This window comes from Corynebacterium sp. HMSC073D01, assembly GCF_001815555.1.
GTDB classification, from domain to species: Bacteria; Actinomycetota; Actinomycetes; order Mycobacteriales; family Mycobacteriaceae; genus Corynebacterium; species Corynebacterium glucuronolyticum.
Genome location: NZ_KV821027.1, coordinates 49,390 through 68,930 on the forward strand (window position 1 = coordinate 49,390; position 19,541 = coordinate 68,930).

Genomic DNA, 19,541 nt, shown 5'->3' on the forward strand with positions numbered 1-19,541 from the left:
TTGGGGATGCCGCCGGGGCCTACATCAGCACACTCATCATGCTGCAGAAAAGAGCTAACGCTTCTTTCGGTTGGTTTTGCCACCGCGCCGTTCACGCACGCGGACCGCGATCCGCACGGGAGTACCCTCGAACCCGAACTGCTCACGGAACTTGCGTTCCAGGTAGCGCCGATAGGACGCGTCGAGGAACCCTGTGGAGAACAAGACGATGACCGGTGGCTGGGAGGATGCTTGCGTGGCAAAAAGCACGCGTGGCAGCCTGCCACCGCGCATCGGCGGCGGGTTGGCGGCGATAGCTTGCCGCAGCCAGTTGTTCAACTGGCCTGTGGACACACGCTGATCCCAGGACTCAAGTGCCTCGAGCATGACAGGCTCAAGCTTTTGCAGTGCACGCCCTGTCTTGGCCGAGATGTTGATCCGCTTCGCCCACGGAACATGAGCCAGCTGCTCGTCAATCTCCCGGTCGAGGTAGTCCCTTCGATCTTCGTCTACGAGGTCCCACTTGTTAAAAGCAATAACGAGAGCCTTGCCCGACTCCACAATCATCCCCAGCAGCTTCTGGTCTTGTTCGGAAATCGGCTCCGAGGCATCGATGATGAGGATACAGACTTCGGCTGCATCGATCGCGGTCTTGGTGCGAAGGGAGGCGTAGTACTCGTGACCGGAGGCATTTTTTACTTTTCGACGCAGCCCTGCGGTATCGATGAACTTCCACAGGCCACCTTCGAGTTGCACCAGCGAGTCGACAGGGTCGACGGTGGTTCCGGCGACGTTATCGACAACGGATCGTTCCTCGTTGGACAGTTTGTTCAAAAGGGAAGATTTACCCACGTTTGGCTTGCCAACGAGAGCGACACGACGTGGCCCCTCCGTGATCGACGTCTGGCGTGGCTCGTCAGGAAACAGTTCGAGAATCTGATCCAAGACATCTGCACCACCCTTGCCGTGCTGTGCGGAAACCGGGTACGGGTAGTCGAGACCTAAGCCCCAAAACTCTGCGGTTTCTGCCTCCTGCTTCGGAGAGTCTACCTTGTTCGCCACGAGGATCACGGGTACGTCCGAACGCTGCAGATTACGAGCCATGACCTCATCGGAAGCGGTGATCCCGACGTTGGTATCTACCACCATTACGATGACATCAGCGGTCTCCATTGCAACTTCCGCCTGGCGAGCGATGGCCGCGTGGATACCCTTGGCATCCGGATCCCAGCCACCCGTATCCTGCACCCAGAAGCGCTGTCCATTCCACTCAGCGAGGTAGCTCACGCGGTCACGGGTGACCCCGGGGGTGTCCTCCACGACCGCCTCGCGGCGTCCGAGAAAGCGGTTCACGAGTGAAGACTTGCCAACATTCGGTCGACCGACAATAGCGACCGTACACAGGGCTTCCTCCGTGTGTGTGGGCTTCTCTACACCGAACGCACGCTCCAGCTCTTCCCACTTAGCTTCATCGGTCAGATCATCGTCATCCAACCCGTCGATCTCCTCATCGAAAGTGGAAAAGTCGAAGTCGTAGGGCTCGAACTCGGAGTTGGCGTAACCACCGCCCGTAACTTCTACATCTTCTTCCAAGAAGGCATCATCAGCGGAGATCTCTCCTCCGTCCGCAGCCGGATAGACGAAGACGATGTCGTCACCGTCTGTTTCATTAACTGGCTTATCGGTCATTTTCCCTCCTGGTAGGCGTTGATGACGGCAGCGATGACCTCGTCCATGGTGAGGTCAGACGTATCGATGATAGTGGCATCCTCTGCAGGGCGGAGCGGTGATGCCTTCCGGCTGGAGTCACGCTCATCGCGACGAATGACGTCGGCGAGGACAGTGTCATAATCCGACTGCTTTCCTGCCGCCAGATTTTGGTCGTGGCGACGTTGTGCCCGGACCTCCGGGCGAGCGTCCAAGTACACCTTGGTTGGAGCGTCGACAAGCACTACAGTACCGATGTCACGCCCTTCCATGACGATATCGCCAGCCTCTTTTGCGATGCGACGCTGCTGGGCAACGAGGTTTTCGCGAACCTCGGGGATCGCCGATACAGCGGAAACAGCTGCCGTCACTTCCGGACCGCGAATCTCGGCAGAAACATCGTCACCTGCCAGGAAGACGCGCGTGTCTGCGGGATCGTCGGAGACCTGCAGTGGCACATCCGCCGTCCGCTCGATAACTGCGGTGGCATCTGCAGGATCGATACCACCACGCAATACGTGAAGGGTGGCAATCCTATACATCGCACCGGTATCGAGATACTTGGCACCGAGTTGTGTGGCTACGGCACGGGAAACAGAGGACTTTCCGGTTCCTGATGGCCCATCAATCGCAATAATCACATTTCCACCGCCTTGTAAAGAGCGCGGAGCTCAGAATCGTTGAGATGCCTGATCGCGCCGGGGGTCAGCTCCCCGAGCTGAACAGTGTGAATCTTTGTGCGCACAAGCTGCTGCACGGGGAAGCCAAGCTCCTTCAACATGCGACGGACTATGTGCTTGCGCCCCTCATGTAGTTCGACACGGATAAGGGAGCGCCCTTCGTAGGTGTCAACGATCTGAACGTAATCAGCCTTAGCAATGCCATCCTCTAGATCGACACCCTCGCGAAGCTTCTTCACCAGCTCGCGATCGGCCTCACCAAGGACCGTGGCAAGGTATGTCTTGGAGACGTGGTACTTGGGGTGCATCAGACGGTTAGCAAGCTCGCCGTCGTTGGTGAGCAGCAACAAACCTTCTGTTTTCGCATCGAGGCGTCCGACGTGGAACAGATGCAGACCCGCATCCACCTTCTCACCCACAATATCGCCGACACACGGGCGCCCCATGTCGTCCTTCATTGTCGACTGCACACCTAGTGGCTTGTTCAAAGCGATGTAGACGAGATCCTCGTTCACCTTGACACGCACTCCATCGACGCGGATCACCGCGGTATCCGGATCAACCCTCACGCCTTGACGCATGACTATTTCACCGTTGACTTCGACGCGACCCTGAGCGATCAGTTCCTCCGACATGCGACGGGAAGCCACACCCGCTTGCGCGAGAACCTTCTGCAGACGAACGCCACCTTCGGCGCCGGCACTTCCTCCACCGGAGTGACCGCCGTGGACATACTGATGACGTGCAGGCTTGGCCTTGGAGATGTAAACGTCTTCGGCGCGACGAGAATGCCCCGGAGCCTGTGATTGTGCCCGTCGACCGTTTCGTCCGCCTGCCGCACCACCGGTGCGGGGCTGCTCATAGTCGCGCGCGTGCGGGTTCTTGTGGGAGCGCTTCGCGCCCTTGCCTTTTCCTGATGTATTTTTGCTGAATGACCGGGATGAGGAGCCGCCATTACGGCCTTTGTTCCTTCCCGGTGTGCCGTCTCGGCGAGCGGATGGTGTCACAAATATTCCTTCTTCGTTTGTAGAGTTTTTAGCTAATCGGTTCGCAGATTAGCTCATCGGTTCCCTGATCAGTGCCGTGGTGCCACCATTCAGCACGTGCATGGTGGTGCGCGCGCTGATCTGAATCCGATTCTAGCCCTCCACGCGCTTCGCTATCTGGCGATCCCGTGGAGCCGGTCGTTTCCTGCGCCCACCGTTGAACTCGGAAGACGCTCGACGGGGCAACGGTACACTACAGACCCAATTTATTCAATTTCAGCTCAGCTGCGACACGGGCGAATTCTGTTTTCCCAAGGGTCCCACTTCCCTCTGGCATTACACCAGCGAAGGGCACTCCCGTCTTTGCCTCCATCTCATCGACGTTCAGGCGAGTGGGCAAGTCCGGATCTGCCGGATAACTGCCGCCAATGACACCGAGCACCGTGACACCGCGGGAGCGAATGTGTGACACGGTGAGCTCAGCTGCATTAAGGGAACCAAGCTGCATGGACGTGACGACAATAATTGGCAGATTCAGAGTGAGGCACAAGTCAAGGAAGGTCCAGTCCTGCCCGAGACGAACAAGAATGCCGCCTGCACCTTCGACGAGGTAATTACCGTCACGCTTGTCCACCTCAGCGGCTACCTCCTCCAGCGTCGCCGGTTCGATCCCCGCTCGCAGAGCCGACTGATCGGGGGCGAGAGCCTCCGGGTAGTGCATGACCTCTTCAGTCTCGATGCCGGTGAGCTGGCGCACGGTCCGCGCGTCCGAATCGTTGACTCCCGTCTGCACTGGCTTGATCATGTGCCATTGCCCACCTGCAACGTTTCGACGATTGAGCTCTACTGCCAACGCCGCAGTGACGATCGTCTTTCCTACATCGGTGTTGGTTCCAGTGACTGCTATCTTCATTCCTAATTTCTCTCTTTCTCTATTTCCTTAGTGTTGCGTCATTCCCGTGGTTTCTGCGCCATTCCCTGAGCACTCAGGTTGCTGCCGTGCCCCGCAGCTGCCCGGACTTCTAGTCGGAGGGAGCCCTAAAATGGGGCTGCGCAGCTCACGTTGCGTCATTGTGTTTACCGTTGCGATTGGTGCTGAGTGGCGTTGCTTGGCGCTTCTTGGAGCTGCGTGGCGCTGCGTAGCGTTGCTTGGCGCTGCGCCGAATTGTTCCTTTGTCGTTCCTTAGTCATTCTTTAGGTATTCCCTAGGCACAACCATCTCTGGAGGCACATCCATTTCTGGCCGTTCGACTGGGGCTTCCACTGACCACCAATTGGTTTCCCTGGCAGCCTCGAGAATGTTCTCGCCAACTGCGCGTTGCGTTTTTGTGGGACTCTCGCTGTCTCTCACAGCTGGTGTCGGTTTCCCGCAAGAGCTACGCATGTGCGGCAGCGGATACAAGGCCCCGGCAAATTGTGGCGAGTTCGTCATCGCTACAGATAAACGGTGGCATAGCGTAAATGAGGCGCCCAAATGGGCGAATCCAGATTCCTTCGTCCATTGCAGCCCGAGTCGTAGCGATCATGTCCACATCGTGGTTCATTTCGATGACACCGATAGCACCACACACTCTTACATCAGCTACCCCGGGCACGTCCCTCGCTGGTGCTAGTCCTTCGGTGAGCACCGACTCGATGTGTGCAATGTCGTACGGTGCCGTTTCCATCAGAGTGACTGAGGCCAGCGATACCGCACACGCAAGTGGGTTGCCCATGAAGGTTGGACCATGCATCAGTGTCCCAATGACCTCGGCGACTTCACTGGTTGTGAGTGTTGCTGCGAAGCTTAAGAAGCCCCCGGTCAATGCCTTGCCCACACACATGATGTCCACACCCATACCTGTGGTGACGAACATCGGTCCGGTCCGCTTAAAGCCGGTGGCGATTTCGTCAGCGATGAACAAAATTCCGTGCTTGTGGCAGAGTTCCACTACTTTCTCCACAAGTGCTGTGTCGTGGAAGCGCATCCCCCCAGCGCCTTGAACGTGAGGCTCAACGATGACGGCAGCCACCGAGTCGGTGATGTAGCTCTCGAATTCCGCCACATACGCGTCCTGTTCTGCCTCCGTTGCACCCAGGACAGGTGGAGCGGGGGCGAAGATCTGTGTCGTGAGGGTCCCCTCCCACATAGAGTGCATACCTCCTTCGGGATCACACACGCTCATGGGTCCTTGCGTGTCGCCGTGGTAGCCACTGCGCCAGGTCAGAAATCGATTCTTTTCCGGGTGGCCCTTCCCCCGCTGGTATTGGAGCGCCATCTTCATTGCCACCTCGACGGAAACGGATCCCGAGTCAGAGTAGAAGACGCGTTGAAGGCCCGTAAGCTGTACAAGTTTCCTAGCAAGCTGCACCGCTGGTTCGTGCGTCAGGCCACCGAACATAACGTGCTCCAACGTGTCAATCTGCTTCTTGGCCGCCTCCACAATCTCCGGATGGCGGTGACCGTGAGCTGCAGCCCACCAGGAGCTCATGGCGTCGATGAGCTTCCCCTCAGTTGTGGAAAGGTAGACCCCCTCTGCTCCATGAACGAGCACGTGGGGATACGTGTTGGGGGTGGGAGCATAGGGGTGCCAGAGATGCTCCCGATCAAAGGCGATGAGTTCCCAGTCTAGTGACTCACGAACGCTATCGGCTGAATTCATTTCATCATCCGCAATCACGCCATGAGCTACGCCCAGTGCAGTGGGCATACCCGGTGAATGGGCGGTGTCGGATGACGTAGCGACGTCCGACACATCGACTGCATCCGTTTCTATTTCATCTTGGTTATATCTGCTCAATCTGGTCTACTTCCGGCAGCAAGGGGGCAAGGTTTGGCAGCCGGTCAAGCGAATCGATACCCAAATGTTGAAGGAAAAGCTCCGTCGTTTCATAGAGAATTGCACCCTGCTCTGTGCCGCATTCGCGAACGAGCCCGCGAAGGCTCAGCGTGCGCATCACACCGTCGACGTTCACGCCACGGATGGCAGAAATCTGAGAACGCGTCACGGGTTGGCGGTAGGCCACGACCGCTAGAGTCTCCATTGCCGCCTTCGTGAGTTTCGTATGGCTTCCACCTGTGATGAAACGTTCCACAACGCGGGAGTTCTCGCGCCGGGTGTAAAAGCGCCAACCTCCGTCAACTTCACGGAGATCTATCCCGCTACCCCGGCCGCTGAAATCATTGGACATCGCCCGCAACTGGGTAGCAACGTCGTCCTCTGAGTGCTCTGTCGCCGCAGCTAGCGCCGCAACAGTCGCAGGAGTATCCACCACCAATAGAATGGATTCCAACTCAGACCGTAACTGCATACCCATGATTAAACTCCGTTCAATACGTTTATTCAAGCGGTCATTTCACAAAATAACGAACTCTCAACGTTGCCCAATAATCAATTCCAGAAGCCTCTCAGATGATTAATGCCGCGACGGAAGAAGGGGCACTTTCCTAGTCCCAGTTCGCAGCAGCAACAACCGTTGGATCCACTGTCTTCCCCGTCCAGGCTACATTGAGTTCTTCGAGCGGCACGGGTTGATCCACGTCCACGGCGTGTGCTTTGAAGAGCTCGAGCAACGCGAGGAAACGGCCGACAATCTCCATTGTGACGGTGCAGTCACGGGTCAGGGTGGAAAAAGTCATCCACGTACCCTTACCAGCCAGCGAGAGAGTATCGAGAAGGAAGCCAGCCTCGTGGGGGACGGAAACCTCTACTTGGTGCAGGTGACCGGTGTCCACCGTTTCGTCCTTATGCGGGCGAAAGACGCTCGCAGCTAACGTGGCAAAGTCTGCCAGGTCAATATCCAGGCGCAGCGGGGGCAACACGTCCACGAACGGTTCTTCCATCGAGACCTCGCGGGGGTAAATTTTGTCGGCCTCCGCCTCCCATTTCCGGAACAGTGCCGCAACCTTCTGGTAGGCCCGGTACTGGAGAAGTCGGACGAAGAGTAGCTCCCGTTCACGGAGAGCTTCCAACTCCTCCTCGGAATCGCTTTCACCATGGGGAATCAGGCGGGCAGCCTTGATGTCCAAGAGCGTTGCCGCGACGAGTACGAACTGCGTCGTTTCATCGAGGTCGGCGGTTTCCCCCAACGCGCGCGTGTACGCGATGAATTCGTCCGTCACTTCCGCTAGGGCCACCTCGGTGATGTCCAGTTTCTTCTTGCCAATGAGGTGCAGAAGCAGGTCAAAGGGGCCCTCAAAGTTGTGAAGCGCGACGCGGAACCCGGTGAGCTCCGGCTGTTCGGCTTTTTGAGAAAGTGACGCGTCGTCGCTGATATTCGTTACAGGGCTCACTCGAGTGTGGTCCGTTCGATGACCTCTTTGGCCAAGTTTCGGTACTGCTCGGCCCCCTGGGACTTCGGAGCCCACGTGGTAATCGGCTCGCCTGCGACGGAGGTCTCGGGGAACCGCACAGTTCGGGTAATGACCGTGTCAAACACCTTATCGCCAAAAACGTCGACGAGCCGGTCCATAACCTCGCGAGAGTGCGTCGTACGCCGGTCAAACATAGTGACCAAGATCCCCAGCACGTCGAGGTCAAAGTTGAGCCTGTCACGCACCTTCTCCACTGTGTCTGTCAAGAGTGCAAGCCCGCGCAGCGAGAAGTATTCGCATTCCATTGGGATGATCACACCTTGTGCACAGGTCAGGGCGTTCACAGTGAGGAGCCCCAGGGAGGGCTGGCAGTCCAGGACGATGTAGTCATATTCCTTCATCACCGGACGCAATGCACGGGCGAGAGTTTGCTCGCGACCGACCTCGTTAACGAGCTGGATTTCCGCTGCTGAAAGGTCGATGTTCGCCGGAACAATGTCCATCCCCGGGACACGGGTAGACATGACCGTTTCCTCGATGGTGGCATCGGTATCCACCAGCAGGTTGTACACAGTGAGATCCAGCTCATCTTGGCGGATTCCGAGTCCCGCAGAGAGGGCGCCTTGGGGGTCGAGGTCCACGAGCAACACCTTGCGTCCCTGCTCAGCCAAGCAGGCGCCGAGGTTGATCGTTGAGGTTGTCTTTCCCACGCCGCCTTTTTGGTTGCACATGGCGAGAATCTTTGCCGGACCGTGCGTGGTCAGCTCCGGTGGCTCCGGAATCGTGCGCAGCGGACGGCCGGTCAGACCATACTCGGAATCTGCCGGCAGGTCGGACTTGCTAAACAGTCCGTCATCATCGCGCGTGGACACAGCACCTCCATGAACATTCACCAACAACCGCACCCGAGTCGAAAAAGGATTTTTCTCCTGCGGGGAATTACAGCGCCGTAATTAGCTTCTTCTTGTTTTTAAAGTCTACAACGCATCTCCGGCACCCACGACGCGATCGCCGCGCGTGTCCAAACCCTCAACATGCACTTCACCGTTAGTTTTACTGTGCCAGGGGCCTTCTCCTCGGAGTTGTCATTCGGCAATTTTCTCCGCGTCTTTCTGCTCCTTGTCCCGGGATCTCGCTTGTCGACGCTTCGTCGTTACGCTCACTAAGGCACAAGGACGCCCCCGTCACCTCGCTGCGCACCCTCACTCCTTAGGCGCGCGGGTGCGCCGTGCGCCACATGGCGCGGAGAGAATCAGCGGTGATGTGAGTGTAGATTTGCGTAGTTGTCACTGAGGCGTGACCGAGGAGCTCCTGGACGCTGCGGACATCTGCCCCGCCTTCAAGGAGGTGGGTGGCGAACGAGTGACGAAGAGTATGCGGCGAGATGTCTTTCGTGATGCCGGCCTCCGTCGCAGCTTGTTTGACCACTTGCCACGCTGATTGCCGGGACATTGCTTTACCTCCGCGCACATTTAAGAACAAGGCTGCGCTTTTCCCCTTGTTCAGCTGCGGACGGCCACGCACGAGATACGCATCCACGGCTTGCCGTGCGTGAGAACCTACGGGAACGATACGTTGCTTATCGCCCTTGCCAGTAAGCACGAGAATGCCATCGGTTTCCTCCAACGCGGTGATGTCATCCACCGCAAGGCTGAGGACCTCGGAGATGCGTGCGCCCGTTCCGTAAAGGAGCTCCAGAAGCGCCTTGTTCCGCAAAGCAACAGCGCTGTCGCCAGCTTGGGACTCAATGAGGGTGTTTATCTCGTCCACGCTAAGCGTGTCTGGGAGGTGCTGAGGCATCGCCGGGGGCGTGATGTCATGTGCTACGTCATCAGCGACAATTCCCTCGTCGCGTGCAAAGGCGTGGAAGCCACGGATGGTCGAGAGCATCCGTCGTACGCTGGTAACGGCGAGCCCGTGCCTGCCGAGGGATTGAAGAAATGCCTCAATGTCGGTCGCAGCGATGGAATCCAGAGACCTCTCCCCCACGAAATCGAGGTAGGAAGCGAGATCACGTCGGTAGCTCGCAATCGTATTCCGCGCCTTGCCACGCTCGACAGTAAGGTAAGTGATCCACTGGCGGGCAACCTTCGCTGCCGATGTTTCCGCCTGATGCCGGTTTCCACTCCGCAACGGGCGAGAATCCGCCGTGTCGGCAGAGTCTTCGGTTTCGCGCTGGCTTGTCTGCGCTCCGCGACTTTCGCCACGCGCTCCGCGACGCTCTCCCCAGTCACGGCTGTTGATGGAGCGCCGCGGGTTCGAGACGGGCTCCGCCGGATTCGTCTTCACCATTCCTAGGGCCGACCGCCAGCTTGCAAAGCTCGCTTTCGGTCGGCAAGCGCCACGGGGCGGAGGCTGAATGGTGTGTCAACACTGCGCTCTTTTCCGCCACAGCACATGATCCCGGCGATGGCGATGGAGTTACAGATCTCACCATCGAGAACCATGCGCCTGGCAGTGTCGAGCGGAACCCACTCCCAGGTGAGGTCTGCTTCCTCATCTTCCGCCTCCGGTCGGAGGGTCTTCGAGACATCCGTGGCATGGAAGATGCGGACAGCCTCATCGCAAAAGCCCGGGCTAGTAACCAAATCCGTGATGAGCGCCCAGGAACCCGCAGCCAGTCCCACTTCTTCCTTCAGCTCCCGCTGCGCGCATTCGAGAGCCGTCTCACCTGGCTTGTCCAAGAGGCCGGCAGGCAGCTCCCAGAGGTGTGCGCCCACACTGTGCCGATACTGTTTTTCCAGCGCAATCGCTCCATCCTTCTCACAGACGACCGCGATGGCACCAAAATGCTCGACGATTTCCCGATTCGCTTCACCGGTCGGCATCGTAACGAGATCACGCCGGACGGAGATGATAGGGGCATCGAGGAGGTGCTCAGATGACAAAACCGAAAAATCAAAACTCATTATGCTGGTGCCACCGCATCTGTCTTGTCCGCTGTGCCGTAAGAACCGGAGCCGCCAGAGATTTGCTCGACCGTAGCCAGCACGGTTGCGAGCCTCCCGTAGAAACGGTCAATGGAATCCACGGTAGATACGCTCAACGCATCCTCTTGGTTCGTTCGCAGTCTGCCAATCAATCCGTCGGGGCCGGCAGCGGGCAGTCGCCCCGCAACTGTCGTGGGAAGCCCGCTTTTATCCAGCGCACGCGCGAAGTCCACATACTGGCTCACGCGGAAGGAGTCTTCCCTCCCGTCGGAGTCGCCGGTGACGAGTACAACTGCGGCGGCAGTGGGCACGTCCCCCTCATAGGAGAGGTAACCGGCCTCTTTCAAAGCCCCAAAAACAAGGTTGCGCTCATCTTGTCCAACAGGGCTTGTCGACGGCTTCTGCTCACCCTGATTCTCGTTCTCCCCCTCATCCTCGGGAGACTCTGGTTGCTCGCTGGAGGGAGAGTCTGACGGTGCAGCCACATTCGTGGGGCTCTCAGACAACGTCGCACCGATGAGCTCACCCATGTGTGTTCCCACGGATCGGTTATCCTCGCTCAGCTGAATCCCCGCAGGCAGTGTCGTGGCGGCAAGCGATTTAAGCGGTTCAGCGGAATCCTGGGTGAGGAACGAGTCGGTCAGAGTAATGCGTGTCACTGAGGGAGCACCGCCGATCTTCGACAGCCAGTCAATATGGCCAAAATCCTCCTCATTTACGCTCGGGGTGGTGATGAGGACAACGGGCTTGTCAGCTAGCCGGCCCCGCACCGTGTCCTCCGCGATATCAGCGATATAACTATCTGCAGACTTAGCCTGGGCTTGGTACACAGCCGCATCGTGCTCAGCGACTGCGAGCTTGTCGCTCACGCCACCGATGGGTGAGCCTGACAGGCTCGGCGCAAGGAGGTACGTGCCCGCAACGAGTCCACCTGCCAGACCGAACATGATTCCTGCTGTCACTGCAGCTGTTGGGTTTACACGTGCCATAGAACTCATCCTCCTTTACTTAAACCAACTCTGAACGGTCAGAGCGACGTTGTTCCACGTTGTCACCAGGTTCTCGCCAAAAGTGCCATCTCCAGAGAACCCAGCAATGAGAACGGTGACGGCAGCGAGGACGATGAGGCCGAAAAGTGCCCACACCCAGGCAACGGCCGACGTGTCCTGCATGACATAGAGATCGGAAACCGCCCGAGCGTCGACAAGCTTCCCACCAGCCTTGAAACGGGTGAGGAGAGCCGAGGGCTGCTCGGTCGTACCGGCAAAAACTGTCTGCAGATCAACGGGGGTGCCCAGGTGAACGATCATTGAAGCACCGTGGAAATCAGCCAGCAGTATGGCCAGCTCCGTGGATTCCTTACTCAATGCCGGAAACGTGATGGCACCGACACCCAGATCCTGAATGCGCTCCAAACCGGGGGCGTGGCCATCGGGGTCCGCAGGCATAACCACGCGTGCACCGCTACGCAACGCATCGGCTGAAATCTCCGACGGATCACCGACAATGAGATCGGGCTTGTAGCCGGAATCAGTGAGCACATCCGCCCCGCGGTCCACACCGATAAGAACCGGATCATACTCGCGGATGAAATTCTTCAGCTTCTTCAACTCTTGCGGGAGATCATCACACGGGCCGACAATCAGCACCTTCCGGTCCTCAATGTCAATGCCAGGATCGGGAACCCCGACACCGTCGACAAGCAGTGGAGCCTCGGAATGGATGAACTCGATGGCGTTTCCAAAGTAGGCCTCCATCCGATCCACGAGAGACGCTTGCGCAGTGCGAAAATTCTCTTCCGCGATGTCCGGCGTGACCCGGGTGCCTCGAGCAACGAGTCGGTCTCCCACGTATACGCCGTCGCCATCGATGCGCACCTTCTTGCCACTCTTCACCACAGAGCGAATTTCCGCTCCCACCCCCTCGATGAGGACGATACCTTCGTCGAGAAGCATCTGCGGGCCGAAGTGCGGGACAGATCCGGATACAAACGAGCTAACGTTGACAACCGCCGCCGGAGAAGCCTCGGCAAGCCGGCTGGCGAATGTCCGCGTCATATCGCTTACATCCACTAGCGCGATGTCCCCCGCGCTCAATTTTCGCAGGTGAGCGGGGCACTCTCTCAGCGTGCCGGTGATACCCGGCAAATCTTTCCCAGATCCGAACAGACTCATGGCCACTATTGTGCACGTGAGCAGGACTAAGGTGCGGTAGGCGCGCGGGATGGCACTCCCACATGCCCCAAACGGAGTACGGGGAGCCGCCATCCTTTTGGCTCAGAACGAACCATGCGAGCGCAGTCAGCCACCGAGAAACTGGCGATACATAGCGAACTTTTCCTCTCGTGCGAGGATGGCACACGGTCACGTCCCGCCCCGAAGGGCACTACTGAAGATCCCGCCTCCCTAAGAATCACCCTGCTTATTGAACTCCGAAGCCAGCTCCAACAGCTCCTTTGCGTGCGCGCGTCCCGTCGCTGTGTCATCGAGGCCAGCCATCATCCGGGCGATTTCCTCCACCCGCTCTTCACCGGATAGCACCCTAACAGCGGATTCTGCTTCGTCTTTCTCAACATCCTTGGAGACAAAAACGTGGGTCTGTGCATAGGCTGCCACCTGCGGCAGATGTGTCACCACAATGACTTGATTGGATTTGGCCAATAGGGCGAGACGCTTGCCAATCTGCCCAGCTGCTCGCCCACCGACGCCCTGATCAACCTCGTCGAAAACGAGCGTCGCACCACCTTGGCTCACAATCACTTCGATCGCGAGCATGACGCGAGAGAGCTCACCACCGGATGCACTCGCCGCAATCTTCTTACCATTGAGCTGGAACTCAACCTGGTCGAACCCGGAAGCCGACGGTTTGGCCTTTTCTATTGCTACGTCGAAACGAGAGTTGCCCATGGACAGACCGTGAATCTCGGACGTCACAGCGGTAGACAACGCGGTCGCTGCCGTGGCGCGTGCGGCCGTTAGCTTTTTTGCCTTTGCCCGCATACTCTTTTCCGCGGCAACAACCTTCTTCTTCAAGGCTTCTAGGCTCTCGGTCGACACGTCGAGTTTTGCCAGTTTCGCCTCCGCCTTGTGCCACCACTCAATGACACCGGCAAGATCCGGAGCATATTTGCGTGTCAGCCCCTTTAGCGCCTGCTGCCGTCGGAGAGCCTTGTCCAATGCATCGGGGTCGAGCGGAAGATCGTCTACAAAGCGTCCGAGATCCACGGAGACTTCCGCTAGCTGTGAAGTAATCTCGGACAAGACATCAGAAAGACGACTCAGCTCAGGGTCACCTGCGCTGGCCAGAGCAGCCTGAGCCTCCCCCAGTGCGCTTGCAGCGGATGTGTCCTCAAAAGAATCTTCTTCACCATCGATGAGCGCCAGAGCCGTCGAGGCCGCTTCTCGGAGCTGATCCACGCTCTGCAACCGATGGATAGACGTTGCTAGCTCTTCCTCCTCGCCAGCCTCCGGCGCGACCGTGGAAATCTCTGTGATCGCAAACTGCAAGCGGTCTGTTTCCTGCGCGAGCTCCCTTCGCTTTTCTACGCGAGTCTTCAGATCCTTCGCCAGGGACCGCCAGGATGCGTAGGATGCTGCGTAGTCTTCCCGCAAAGGAATGATCGCTGGATCGGACTCATCGAGGGCATCGCGTTGAGCATCCGCCGACATCAACCGAAGCTGATCGTGCTGCCCGTGGATGGTGATAAGGTCAGCCGTAAACTCACGAAGAACTCCCGCAGGAACCGCCCGACCTCCCAAATACGCTTTGCTCCGCCCTTGGTCGGTGACTGAACGGGTAATGATCACTTCACCGTTTTCATCGATCTCACCGCCACGTTCTTCGACGGCTGCGCGCTTCCGCTCATCGACAACAAAACGGCCCTCGACCATTGCCTTCGACGCACCAGTCCGGACCCGGCTAGCATCCGCCCGGTCGCCTTTGAGAAGCCGTAGGCTCTCCACCACCATTGTCTTGCCGGCACCGGTCTCACCTGTGACGACGGTCAACCCTGCACCGGGCTGCGCACCGGCAGAGGTAAGGACACCGAGATTATGAATGGCTAGCTCCGAGAGCATGCGATCTCCTTCACATCACTTTGGGCTGTGGCATCGCACCGTTCGACCTTTTGGGCATCCACAGCTACCGCGACTCTGCCCACGGTACACGCCTCCGCCAGCCTTCCACAGGCAGACGGAATTTGGTGACCAGGCGATCTGTAAATGTGGAATCGTCCATCCTCACCCACCGTACCTTCTGGCTACCGTATTGCACCTCGACTCTCCCGCGCTCGGGGACAGTGAGAACTCTAAAGCCATCACAGACCGCATGCGCTGACTTCCGCGTGTCCACAGCCACCCTCGACTGCGGACTGACAACGAGGGGTTTAGCAAACAACGCATGTGCATTATTTGGAACGACAAGAATGGCATCCAGGGACGGCCAAAGGATCGGGCCTCCCGCAGAGAATGCATATGCCGTCGAACCCGTTGGAGTGGACACTATGACACCGTCACAGCCGAAGCTTGACACAGGCGCGCCATCGACGCTGAGAATCGAATCTAACACACCTCGCCGCTGTGACTTTTCCAGCGAGCATTCGTTCAGCGCCCAACCCTTTTCGAGAATTTTCCCGTCCTCGTTAAAGACTGTGACATCGAGCGTCATCCGGTCTTCAACACGGTACTGCCGATCCGCTACAGCGTGGAGTGCTGTTTCCAACGAATCAGCTTCCCACTCAGCAAGGAACCCGACGTGACCCAAGTTAATCCCTAACACTGGAAGATCCGCCTGGCGGGCAATCTCTGCCGCGCGCAAAAACGTTCCGTCTCCTCCAAGAGATAGCACGAGCTCCACGTCTCGACGCTGGTCATCAGTGGGAAGGTCATACACAACTCTGATGCCGTAGGAGTGCAGAAGTTCCACGGCTTTATCCACGTCGTGCCTCTCAAAATGGGACACGACTAATACAGCGCGTTTATCGGTCATTGCGGGCCCTCCTCAACAGCCGTGTGTACTCGATCGACAATGTGCTCGTCGCTCATCGGCTCGGCGCCACGGGTGAGCCAGAGGAAGTACTCCACATTGCCACTGGGCCCGGGAAGCGGTGAAGCCACAACATCACGCAACCCCGCGCCCTGTTCCTGCGCGAATCGGGCGATATCAATAGTTACTTCTGCTCTAAGCTCTGGTGAGCTTACGACTCCGCCGTGTCCCAGCCGATCCTTACCAACCTCGAACTGTGGCTTCACCATTGGAAGAAGGTCCGCACCCTCCTTCACACACCCGAGTATGGGCGGAAGGCAGAGGCGAAGTGAGATGAAGGACAGATCACCAACCATCATGTCACAAGGGCCACCTGTCAGATCCGGCGTTATGTAGCGAATATTCGTACGATCGAGGACTGTGACACGCTCGTCGTTTTGCAAGCGCCAGATGAGCTGTCCATAACCCACATCTGCCGCGACAACTTCTCGCGCACCACGGCGCAAGCAGACATCGGTAAAACCGCCGGTGGAGGCACCGGCATCGAGGATCTTTTTCCCCTTCAGATCAAGCCCGCGCGGTTCAAATGCGTCGAGGGCACCAATAAGCTTGTGTGCCCCACGCGAAGCGTAGTCATCGATGTCTCCCTCCACGCGAATAGAGACATCACCTGTCACACCCGTCGCGGGCTTCGATGCTTTAAACCCACCAACAAAGACATGGCCATCTGTAATTAGCTGCCGAGCCTGCTCCCGGGAGCGGGCGATTTTTCGCCGCACGAGCTCCGCATCGAGCCGACGATGTTGCACCATGGCAGCCTCTTTTCTAGTTTCCTCTATGCCCTGTCTGCAGCAGCGTGAGCGCTCTGAGGGGCGGCATCATGGGTGTATTATCCACCGGAAACCGCAACTCAGGCGCAGGAACCGCGCCATTTCCTCTGAGCGGAAAGGATGGCATCGTTCTCGCGCCAGCGGACTATATAGCTAAAACGTACTGCTTTATAGAATAACGCAGCCACCATCACTACGGTTCATTCCCGTCACTTCCTTTCCGTACAGATACGAGACAGAGGAAACAACCAAGAAAGGAAAACAGCAACCACAACGGGTGCCAAAAGATGCCCGCGCATCATTCCACCACAGCTAGAGCAAGCAGAAGCGCAGGTATCTAAGCAAGACACCTGCGCCAGAAAAACCGGTTATTGCAAACTCGTCGCCACGTCGCTCCTTTTAACGGAGCTCAGCGTTAAGGATGGCGTACGCATCTGTCAGAATCTTCGCCTCGTCGGCCAACGAATCGCACGGGGTATCTAAAATCTCGTCGATTCGCTCCGTAAGAGGTCGGGTCTTCTCGTATAACTGCGCTGGGGAGGGCGCTGCCTGGCGATCCCCTCCTACTCCGGTCATTAGCGCCACTCAGCCAATACTTTTTCAGCCACTGTAGAGGTGGGGATAATGCTCGTCGGGGTGGGACCGTCATGTTTCCACACGACGTCAAGCACGGTACGCAAAGCCTGCATAGCAGTGGAATCCGAGCGCCCGCCGGCAAGAACCACATCGTTGCCTTTCACCATGGCAGAGAAGTCTCCCTGCCGACCGGGCTTGAGGCTTTCGAGCGGGGAGTAAAGATCCCGCAAATCGGTTGCGATGAGCGACGGGCGTTCAGCCGGCACTGCGGCAACGAGCGCGTGATGCCCTGAAACGCCGGTCATCACGTGCAGCGTATCCATTCCTGCGGCATTGCCACCAGCAATATCGGTATTGAGTCGATCGCCGACAGCCAGTGGTACGCGAGAGCCCATCCGCCGCGCCGCATCATGGAACATTTCGGCCTCCGGTTTACCAGCCGAATGTGGACGGACACCGGTGGCGTGCACGACTGCCTCCACCATCGAGCCGTTTCCCACCATCAGGCCCCGCTCCTGTGGCAACGTCGCATCCAGGTTCGACGCGAAGAACAAAGCACCATTGTGAATAGCAAGCGATGCCTCAGACAGCTGCCGCCACCCGGTATCGGGGTTGTGCCCTTGCAATACCGCAACAGGATTCTCATCAGCTGAGTTGACCGGTTCATAGCCGGCCTCGCGCACGAGATCGACAAAAGATTCAGTTCCGAGCACAAGCACTTTGCCGGAAGGTAGCTCACGCTTACACATATCAATGGCAGCCATCGCCGAGGTCAAGATGTCATCGCGCGTAGCCTCAAAGCCCATTCCCTCCAGCTTTGTGGCAACAGCTTCCGGACCACGGGACGCGTTATTCGTTACGTACATTTTCCGCGTCGCGCATCCCGCCAAAGCATCGACAGCATGAGGAATGGGCTCATCACCCATCCAGACTGTGCCATCGAGATCAAGGAGAAGTGCGTCGTAGCAATCTATGAGCCGCATTAGCCGAGCTCCTTTAGACGCTCACCTGCATCCAGTAATTCATCAACGTCAGCCTTCCGAGCAATTTCGAACCACTCACGCGCCTTTGGCTTGTCACCAGCGAGTTCGTAGGCGTTGCCCAGAGCATAGTCGAGTCGAGCCGACTCAGGATCGGTCGCATGCGGATCAGGATTGAGCTTTGTCAATTCGGTAATCGCCGCATCGTACTGTTCAAGATCCTGCCGGGCACCAGCGAGTACGATCGCCAACTCGATCGAGTCAGCACGGTTCAGCTCTGACAGATCCTCTTCACGTGCAAGCTCAAGAGCCTTCTCAGGACGACCGAGACCACGTTCTGAATCAGCCATCACGGCGATAAGCCCCGGTCCACCGCTCATTCGGCGAGCAGCGCGAAGCTCGGACAGGGCTTCCTTCCATTCGCCGGCGTGATAAGCTGCGATGCCGTTGGTCTCACGAACGACGGACACTCGACCAGCACGATTCTTTGCCGCACGAGCATGCTCCAGAGCAAGCTTCGGATCATCAGCCATCCACGTTGCCGCCATGATCATGTGCTTGGCAACAGCATCCGCGTTGTCCTTGGAAAGAGAACGAAGATCCTGGCGCACACTCGAGTCCAAATCGCGGACGTTAATGTCCTCCGGCAGATCGGGCTCATTTGCGTGCACGGCAAGCCGCTCGTCTCGGAAGGACGGCCTTTTTCCTTGCGAGTTACGGTGACCGCCACGGTCACCTCCACGCTGTTGGTTGTGCTTCTTATCGAGGGTACGGTTACCTCTGCCCCCACGATTGCCGTCCCTCCGGTTGCCGTGCTGACGGCGGTCATCGCCGGAACCTTCCCTATCGTTGCCCCCGTTACGGCGCTTGGCCGGGCGACCCTTGTCATCGGAAAAGGCGACGTCAACGAACTGCCCTCGCCGGGCATCCCAACGACGGCCCTTTCCTCCGTTTCCGCGACGACCGCCGTCGCCACGTCGTCCGGAATCGCCGCGTCCGTTGTGGAAATCATCCCGTGGGGTCATACCGTCTACTTTCCTTTTTCAAATCAATAATGTAGAACCGCCGCACACACGGCAGTTCACGTCCGTCAACTTCTTTTAAAGGAGCCGCAGCAACCTGCTCTAGGGCCAACTGCAACAGCTCTGCGTGGATCGTTCCTCTGCACAGATTCTAACCCGAAGGCACAGGAAATGAACACGTCATTAATCCTACGAATCACTCAACGGATCTCCATCCCCGAAGGATAGGTGAACCCGTAACTAAATCCGTCCAACGAGAAAGCAACTCTCCACGCAGATCGCGAATATGCCTAGGCAATTGTACTGGCTGGAAGGTATTAACCAAAGTCGCAAAGCGAGACTCGACATTCGCTGAGGTGCCACGAGGACAATGGTCAGCTCCGTTGGCTCCGACGGGCCCTAACAAACCGCAACGTGCGAGGCGAGCAGAAGGAAAAGGAATCGGCAATATGCGAAGGAATGGCGACAGCTAATGATAGACCTCTGTTACTCAAGTCCGCACAGAAAAAGCCGATGGCAACCAACAAGTGGTGGCCATCGGCTTTATGTTTGTGGTCGGCGGTGTCCTACTCTC

Annotated in this window: 19 protein-coding genes; 1 reads left to right on the forward strand and 18 read right to left on the reverse strand. The window is 57.8% G+C overall.

Annotated elements, in window-relative coordinates; genetic code table 11:
• Positions 1-54 precede the first annotated feature (54 nt).
• The 18 genes from der to HMPREF3044_RS03470 all read right to left on the reverse strand — a co-directional run bounded on the left by der (position 55) and on the right by HMPREF3044_RS03470 (position 18,616).
• Positions 55-1,668 (reverse strand): ribosome biogenesis GTPase Der, encoded by a 1,614-nt coding sequence (gene der / locus HMPREF3044_RS03385; RefSeq protein WP_005390184.1) that lies wholly within the window; start codon positions 1,666-1,668, stop codon positions 55-57.
• Complete coding sequence (cmk, locus tag HMPREF3044_RS03390; protein WP_005390185.1) at positions 1,665-2,327, reverse strand: (d)CMP kinase; 663 nt, start codon at positions 2,325-2,327, stop codon at positions 1,665-1,667. Before cmk ends, der begins: the two co-directional genes overlap by 4 nt.
• Entirely contained in the window at positions 2,324-3,373 is a 1,050-nt protein-coding gene (locus HMPREF3044_RS03395; protein WP_070739321.1) for a pseudouridine synthase, read from the reverse strand. The genes cmk and HMPREF3044_RS03395 overlap by 4 nt, the downstream gene beginning before the upstream one ends.
• Before the next feature lie 232 nt (positions 3,374-3,605).
• Positions 3,606-4,265, reverse strand: coding sequence for a dethiobiotin synthase (gene bioD / locus HMPREF3044_RS03400; RefSeq protein ID WP_070739324.1), 660 nt, complete (start codon positions 4,263-4,265; stop codon positions 3,606-3,608).
• 463 nt (positions 4,266-4,728) lie between these two features.
• Positions 4,729-5,994: an adenosylmethionine--8-amino-7-oxononanoate transaminase gene (locus tag HMPREF3044_RS03405; RefSeq protein ID WP_070739341.1), complete on the reverse strand. Its 1,266-nt coding sequence runs from the start codon at positions 5,992-5,994 to the stop codon at positions 4,729-4,731.
• A gap of 124 nt (positions 5,995-6,118) precedes the next feature.
• Complete coding sequence (gene scpB / locus HMPREF3044_RS03410; protein ID WP_005390189.1) at positions 6,119-6,649, reverse strand: SMC-Scp complex subunit ScpB; 531 nt, start codon at positions 6,647-6,649, stop codon at positions 6,119-6,121.
• Positions 6,650-6,779: 130 nt separating this feature from the next.
• Positions 6,780-7,625 carry a segregation and condensation protein A gene (locus HMPREF3044_RS03415; RefSeq protein ID WP_005390190.1) on the reverse strand — a complete coding sequence of 282 codons (846 nt, stop codon included), beginning with the start codon at positions 7,623-7,625 and terminating at the stop codon, positions 6,780-6,782.
• Positions 7,622-8,518, reverse strand: a complete 897-nt coding sequence (locus HMPREF3044_RS03420) for a ParA family protein (RefSeq protein ID WP_005390191.1) — start codon at positions 8,516-8,518, stop codon at positions 7,622-7,624. Before HMPREF3044_RS03420 ends, HMPREF3044_RS03415 begins: the two co-directional genes overlap by 4 nt.
• A 337-nt stretch (positions 8,519-8,855) precedes the next feature.
• Entirely contained in the window at positions 8,856-9,938 is a 1,083-nt protein-coding gene (gene xerD / locus HMPREF3044_RS03425) for a site-specific tyrosine recombinase XerD (RefSeq protein ID WP_070739327.1), read from the reverse strand.
• A gap of 2 nt (positions 9,939-9,940) precedes the next feature.
• Positions 9,941-10,555 carry an NUDIX domain-containing protein gene (locus tag HMPREF3044_RS03430; protein WP_005390193.1) on the reverse strand — a complete coding sequence of 205 codons (615 nt, stop codon included), beginning with the start codon at positions 10,553-10,555 and terminating at the stop codon, positions 9,941-9,943.
• Positions 10,555-11,565, reverse strand: a complete 1,011-nt coding sequence (locus tag HMPREF3044_RS03435; RefSeq protein WP_070739330.1) for a copper transporter — start codon at positions 11,563-11,565, stop codon at positions 10,555-10,557. The genes HMPREF3044_RS03430 and HMPREF3044_RS03435 overlap by 1 nt, the downstream gene beginning before the upstream one ends.
• A gap of 15 nt (positions 11,566-11,580) precedes the next feature.
• Positions 11,581-12,750: a putative cytokinetic ring protein SteA gene (gene steA / locus HMPREF3044_RS03440; RefSeq protein WP_005390196.1), complete on the reverse strand. Its 1,170-nt coding sequence runs from the start codon at positions 12,748-12,750 to the stop codon at positions 11,581-11,583.
• Positions 12,751-12,981: 231 nt separating this feature from the next.
• On the reverse strand, positions 12,982-14,652 hold the full coding sequence (gene recN / locus HMPREF3044_RS03445; protein WP_070739332.1) for a DNA repair protein RecN: 1,671 nt from the start codon (positions 14,650-14,652) through the stop codon (positions 12,982-12,984).
• A gap of 64 nt (positions 14,653-14,716) precedes the next feature.
• Complete coding sequence (locus HMPREF3044_RS03450; RefSeq protein ID WP_005393848.1) at positions 14,717-15,562, reverse strand: NAD kinase; 846 nt, start codon at positions 15,560-15,562, stop codon at positions 14,717-14,719.
• Positions 15,559-16,371, reverse strand: a complete 813-nt coding sequence (locus HMPREF3044_RS03455; RefSeq protein WP_005390201.1) for a TlyA family RNA methyltransferase — start codon at positions 16,369-16,371, stop codon at positions 15,559-15,561. Before HMPREF3044_RS03455 ends, HMPREF3044_RS03450 begins: the two co-directional genes overlap by 4 nt.
• Before the next feature lie 417 nt (positions 16,372-16,788).
• Entirely contained in the window at positions 16,789-16,965 is a 177-nt protein-coding gene (locus HMPREF3044_RS13050) for a hypothetical protein (RefSeq protein WP_005390202.1), read from the reverse strand.
• Positions 16,965-17,948, reverse strand: a complete 984-nt coding sequence (locus HMPREF3044_RS03465; RefSeq protein ID WP_005390203.1) for an HAD-IIA family hydrolase — start codon at positions 17,946-17,948, stop codon at positions 16,965-16,967. The genes HMPREF3044_RS13050 and HMPREF3044_RS03465 overlap by 1 nt, the downstream gene beginning before the upstream one ends.
• The gene (locus tag HMPREF3044_RS03470; RefSeq protein WP_005390204.1) at positions 17,948-18,616 is read right to left on the reverse strand and encodes a tetratricopeptide repeat protein; all 669 of its coding nucleotides are present in this window, start codon (positions 18,614-18,616) and stop codon (positions 17,948-17,950) included. The genes HMPREF3044_RS03465 and HMPREF3044_RS03470 overlap by 1 nt, the downstream gene beginning before the upstream one ends.
• A 36-nt stretch (positions 18,617-18,652) precedes the next feature.
• Here HMPREF3044_RS03470 and HMPREF3044_RS13610 point away from each other — a divergent pair, with 36 nt between their 5' ends.
• Positions 18,653-19,000, forward strand: coding sequence for a hypothetical protein (locus HMPREF3044_RS13610; RefSeq protein WP_005393841.1), 348 nt, complete (start codon positions 18,653-18,655; stop codon positions 18,998-19,000).
• Positions 19,001-19,541 lie beyond the last annotated feature (541 nt).

Bases quoted from the DNA above. Each gene is read 5' to 3' on its own strand.
- xerD (WP_070739327.1), bottom strand. From the start codon at position 9,938: ATGGTGAAGACGAATCCGGCGGAGCCCGTCTCGAACCCGCGGCGCTCC.
- bioD (WP_070739324.1), bottom strand. From the start codon at position 4,265: ATGAAGATAGCAGTCACTGGAACCAACACCGATGTAGGAAAGACGATC.
- HMPREF3044_RS03435 (WP_070739330.1), bottom strand. From the start codon at position 11,565: ATGGCACGTGTAAACCCAACAGCTGCAGTGACAGCAGGAATCATGTTC.
- HMPREF3044_RS13050 (WP_005390202.1), bottom strand. From the start codon at position 16,965: ATGACCGGAGTAGGAGGGGATCGCCAGGCAGCGCCCTCCCCAGCGCAG.
- recN (WP_070739332.1), bottom strand. From the start codon at position 14,652: ATGCTCTCGGAGCTAGCCATTCATAATCTCGGTGTCCTTACCTCTGCC.
- HMPREF3044_RS03430 (WP_005390193.1), bottom strand. From the start codon at position 10,555: ATGAGTTTTGATTTTTCGGTTTTGTCATCTGAGCACCTCCTCGATGCC.
- HMPREF3044_RS03450 (WP_005393848.1), bottom strand. From the start codon at position 15,562: ATGACCGATAAACGCGCTGTATTAGTCGTGTCCCATTTTGAGAGGCAC.
- HMPREF3044_RS03465 (WP_005390203.1), bottom strand. From the start codon at position 17,948: ATGCGGCTCATAGATTGCTACGACGCACTTCTCCTTGATCTCGATGGC.
- steA (WP_005390196.1), bottom strand. From the start codon at position 12,750: ATGAGTCTGTTCGGATCTGGGAAAGATTTGCCGGGTATCACCGGCACG.
- HMPREF3044_RS03405 (WP_070739341.1), bottom strand. From the start codon at position 5,994: ATGAATTCAGCCGATAGCGTTCGTGAGTCACTAGACTGGGAACTCATC.
- HMPREF3044_RS03455 (WP_005390201.1), bottom strand. From the start codon at position 16,371: ATGGTGCAACATCGTCGGCTCGATGCGGAGCTCGTGCGGCGAAAAATC.
- scpB (WP_005390189.1), bottom strand. From the start codon at position 6,649: ATGGGTATGCAGTTACGGTCTGAGTTGGAATCCATTCTATTGGTGGTG.
- der (WP_005390184.1), bottom strand. From the start codon at position 1,668: ATGACCGATAAGCCAGTTAATGAAACAGACGGTGACGACATCGTCTTC.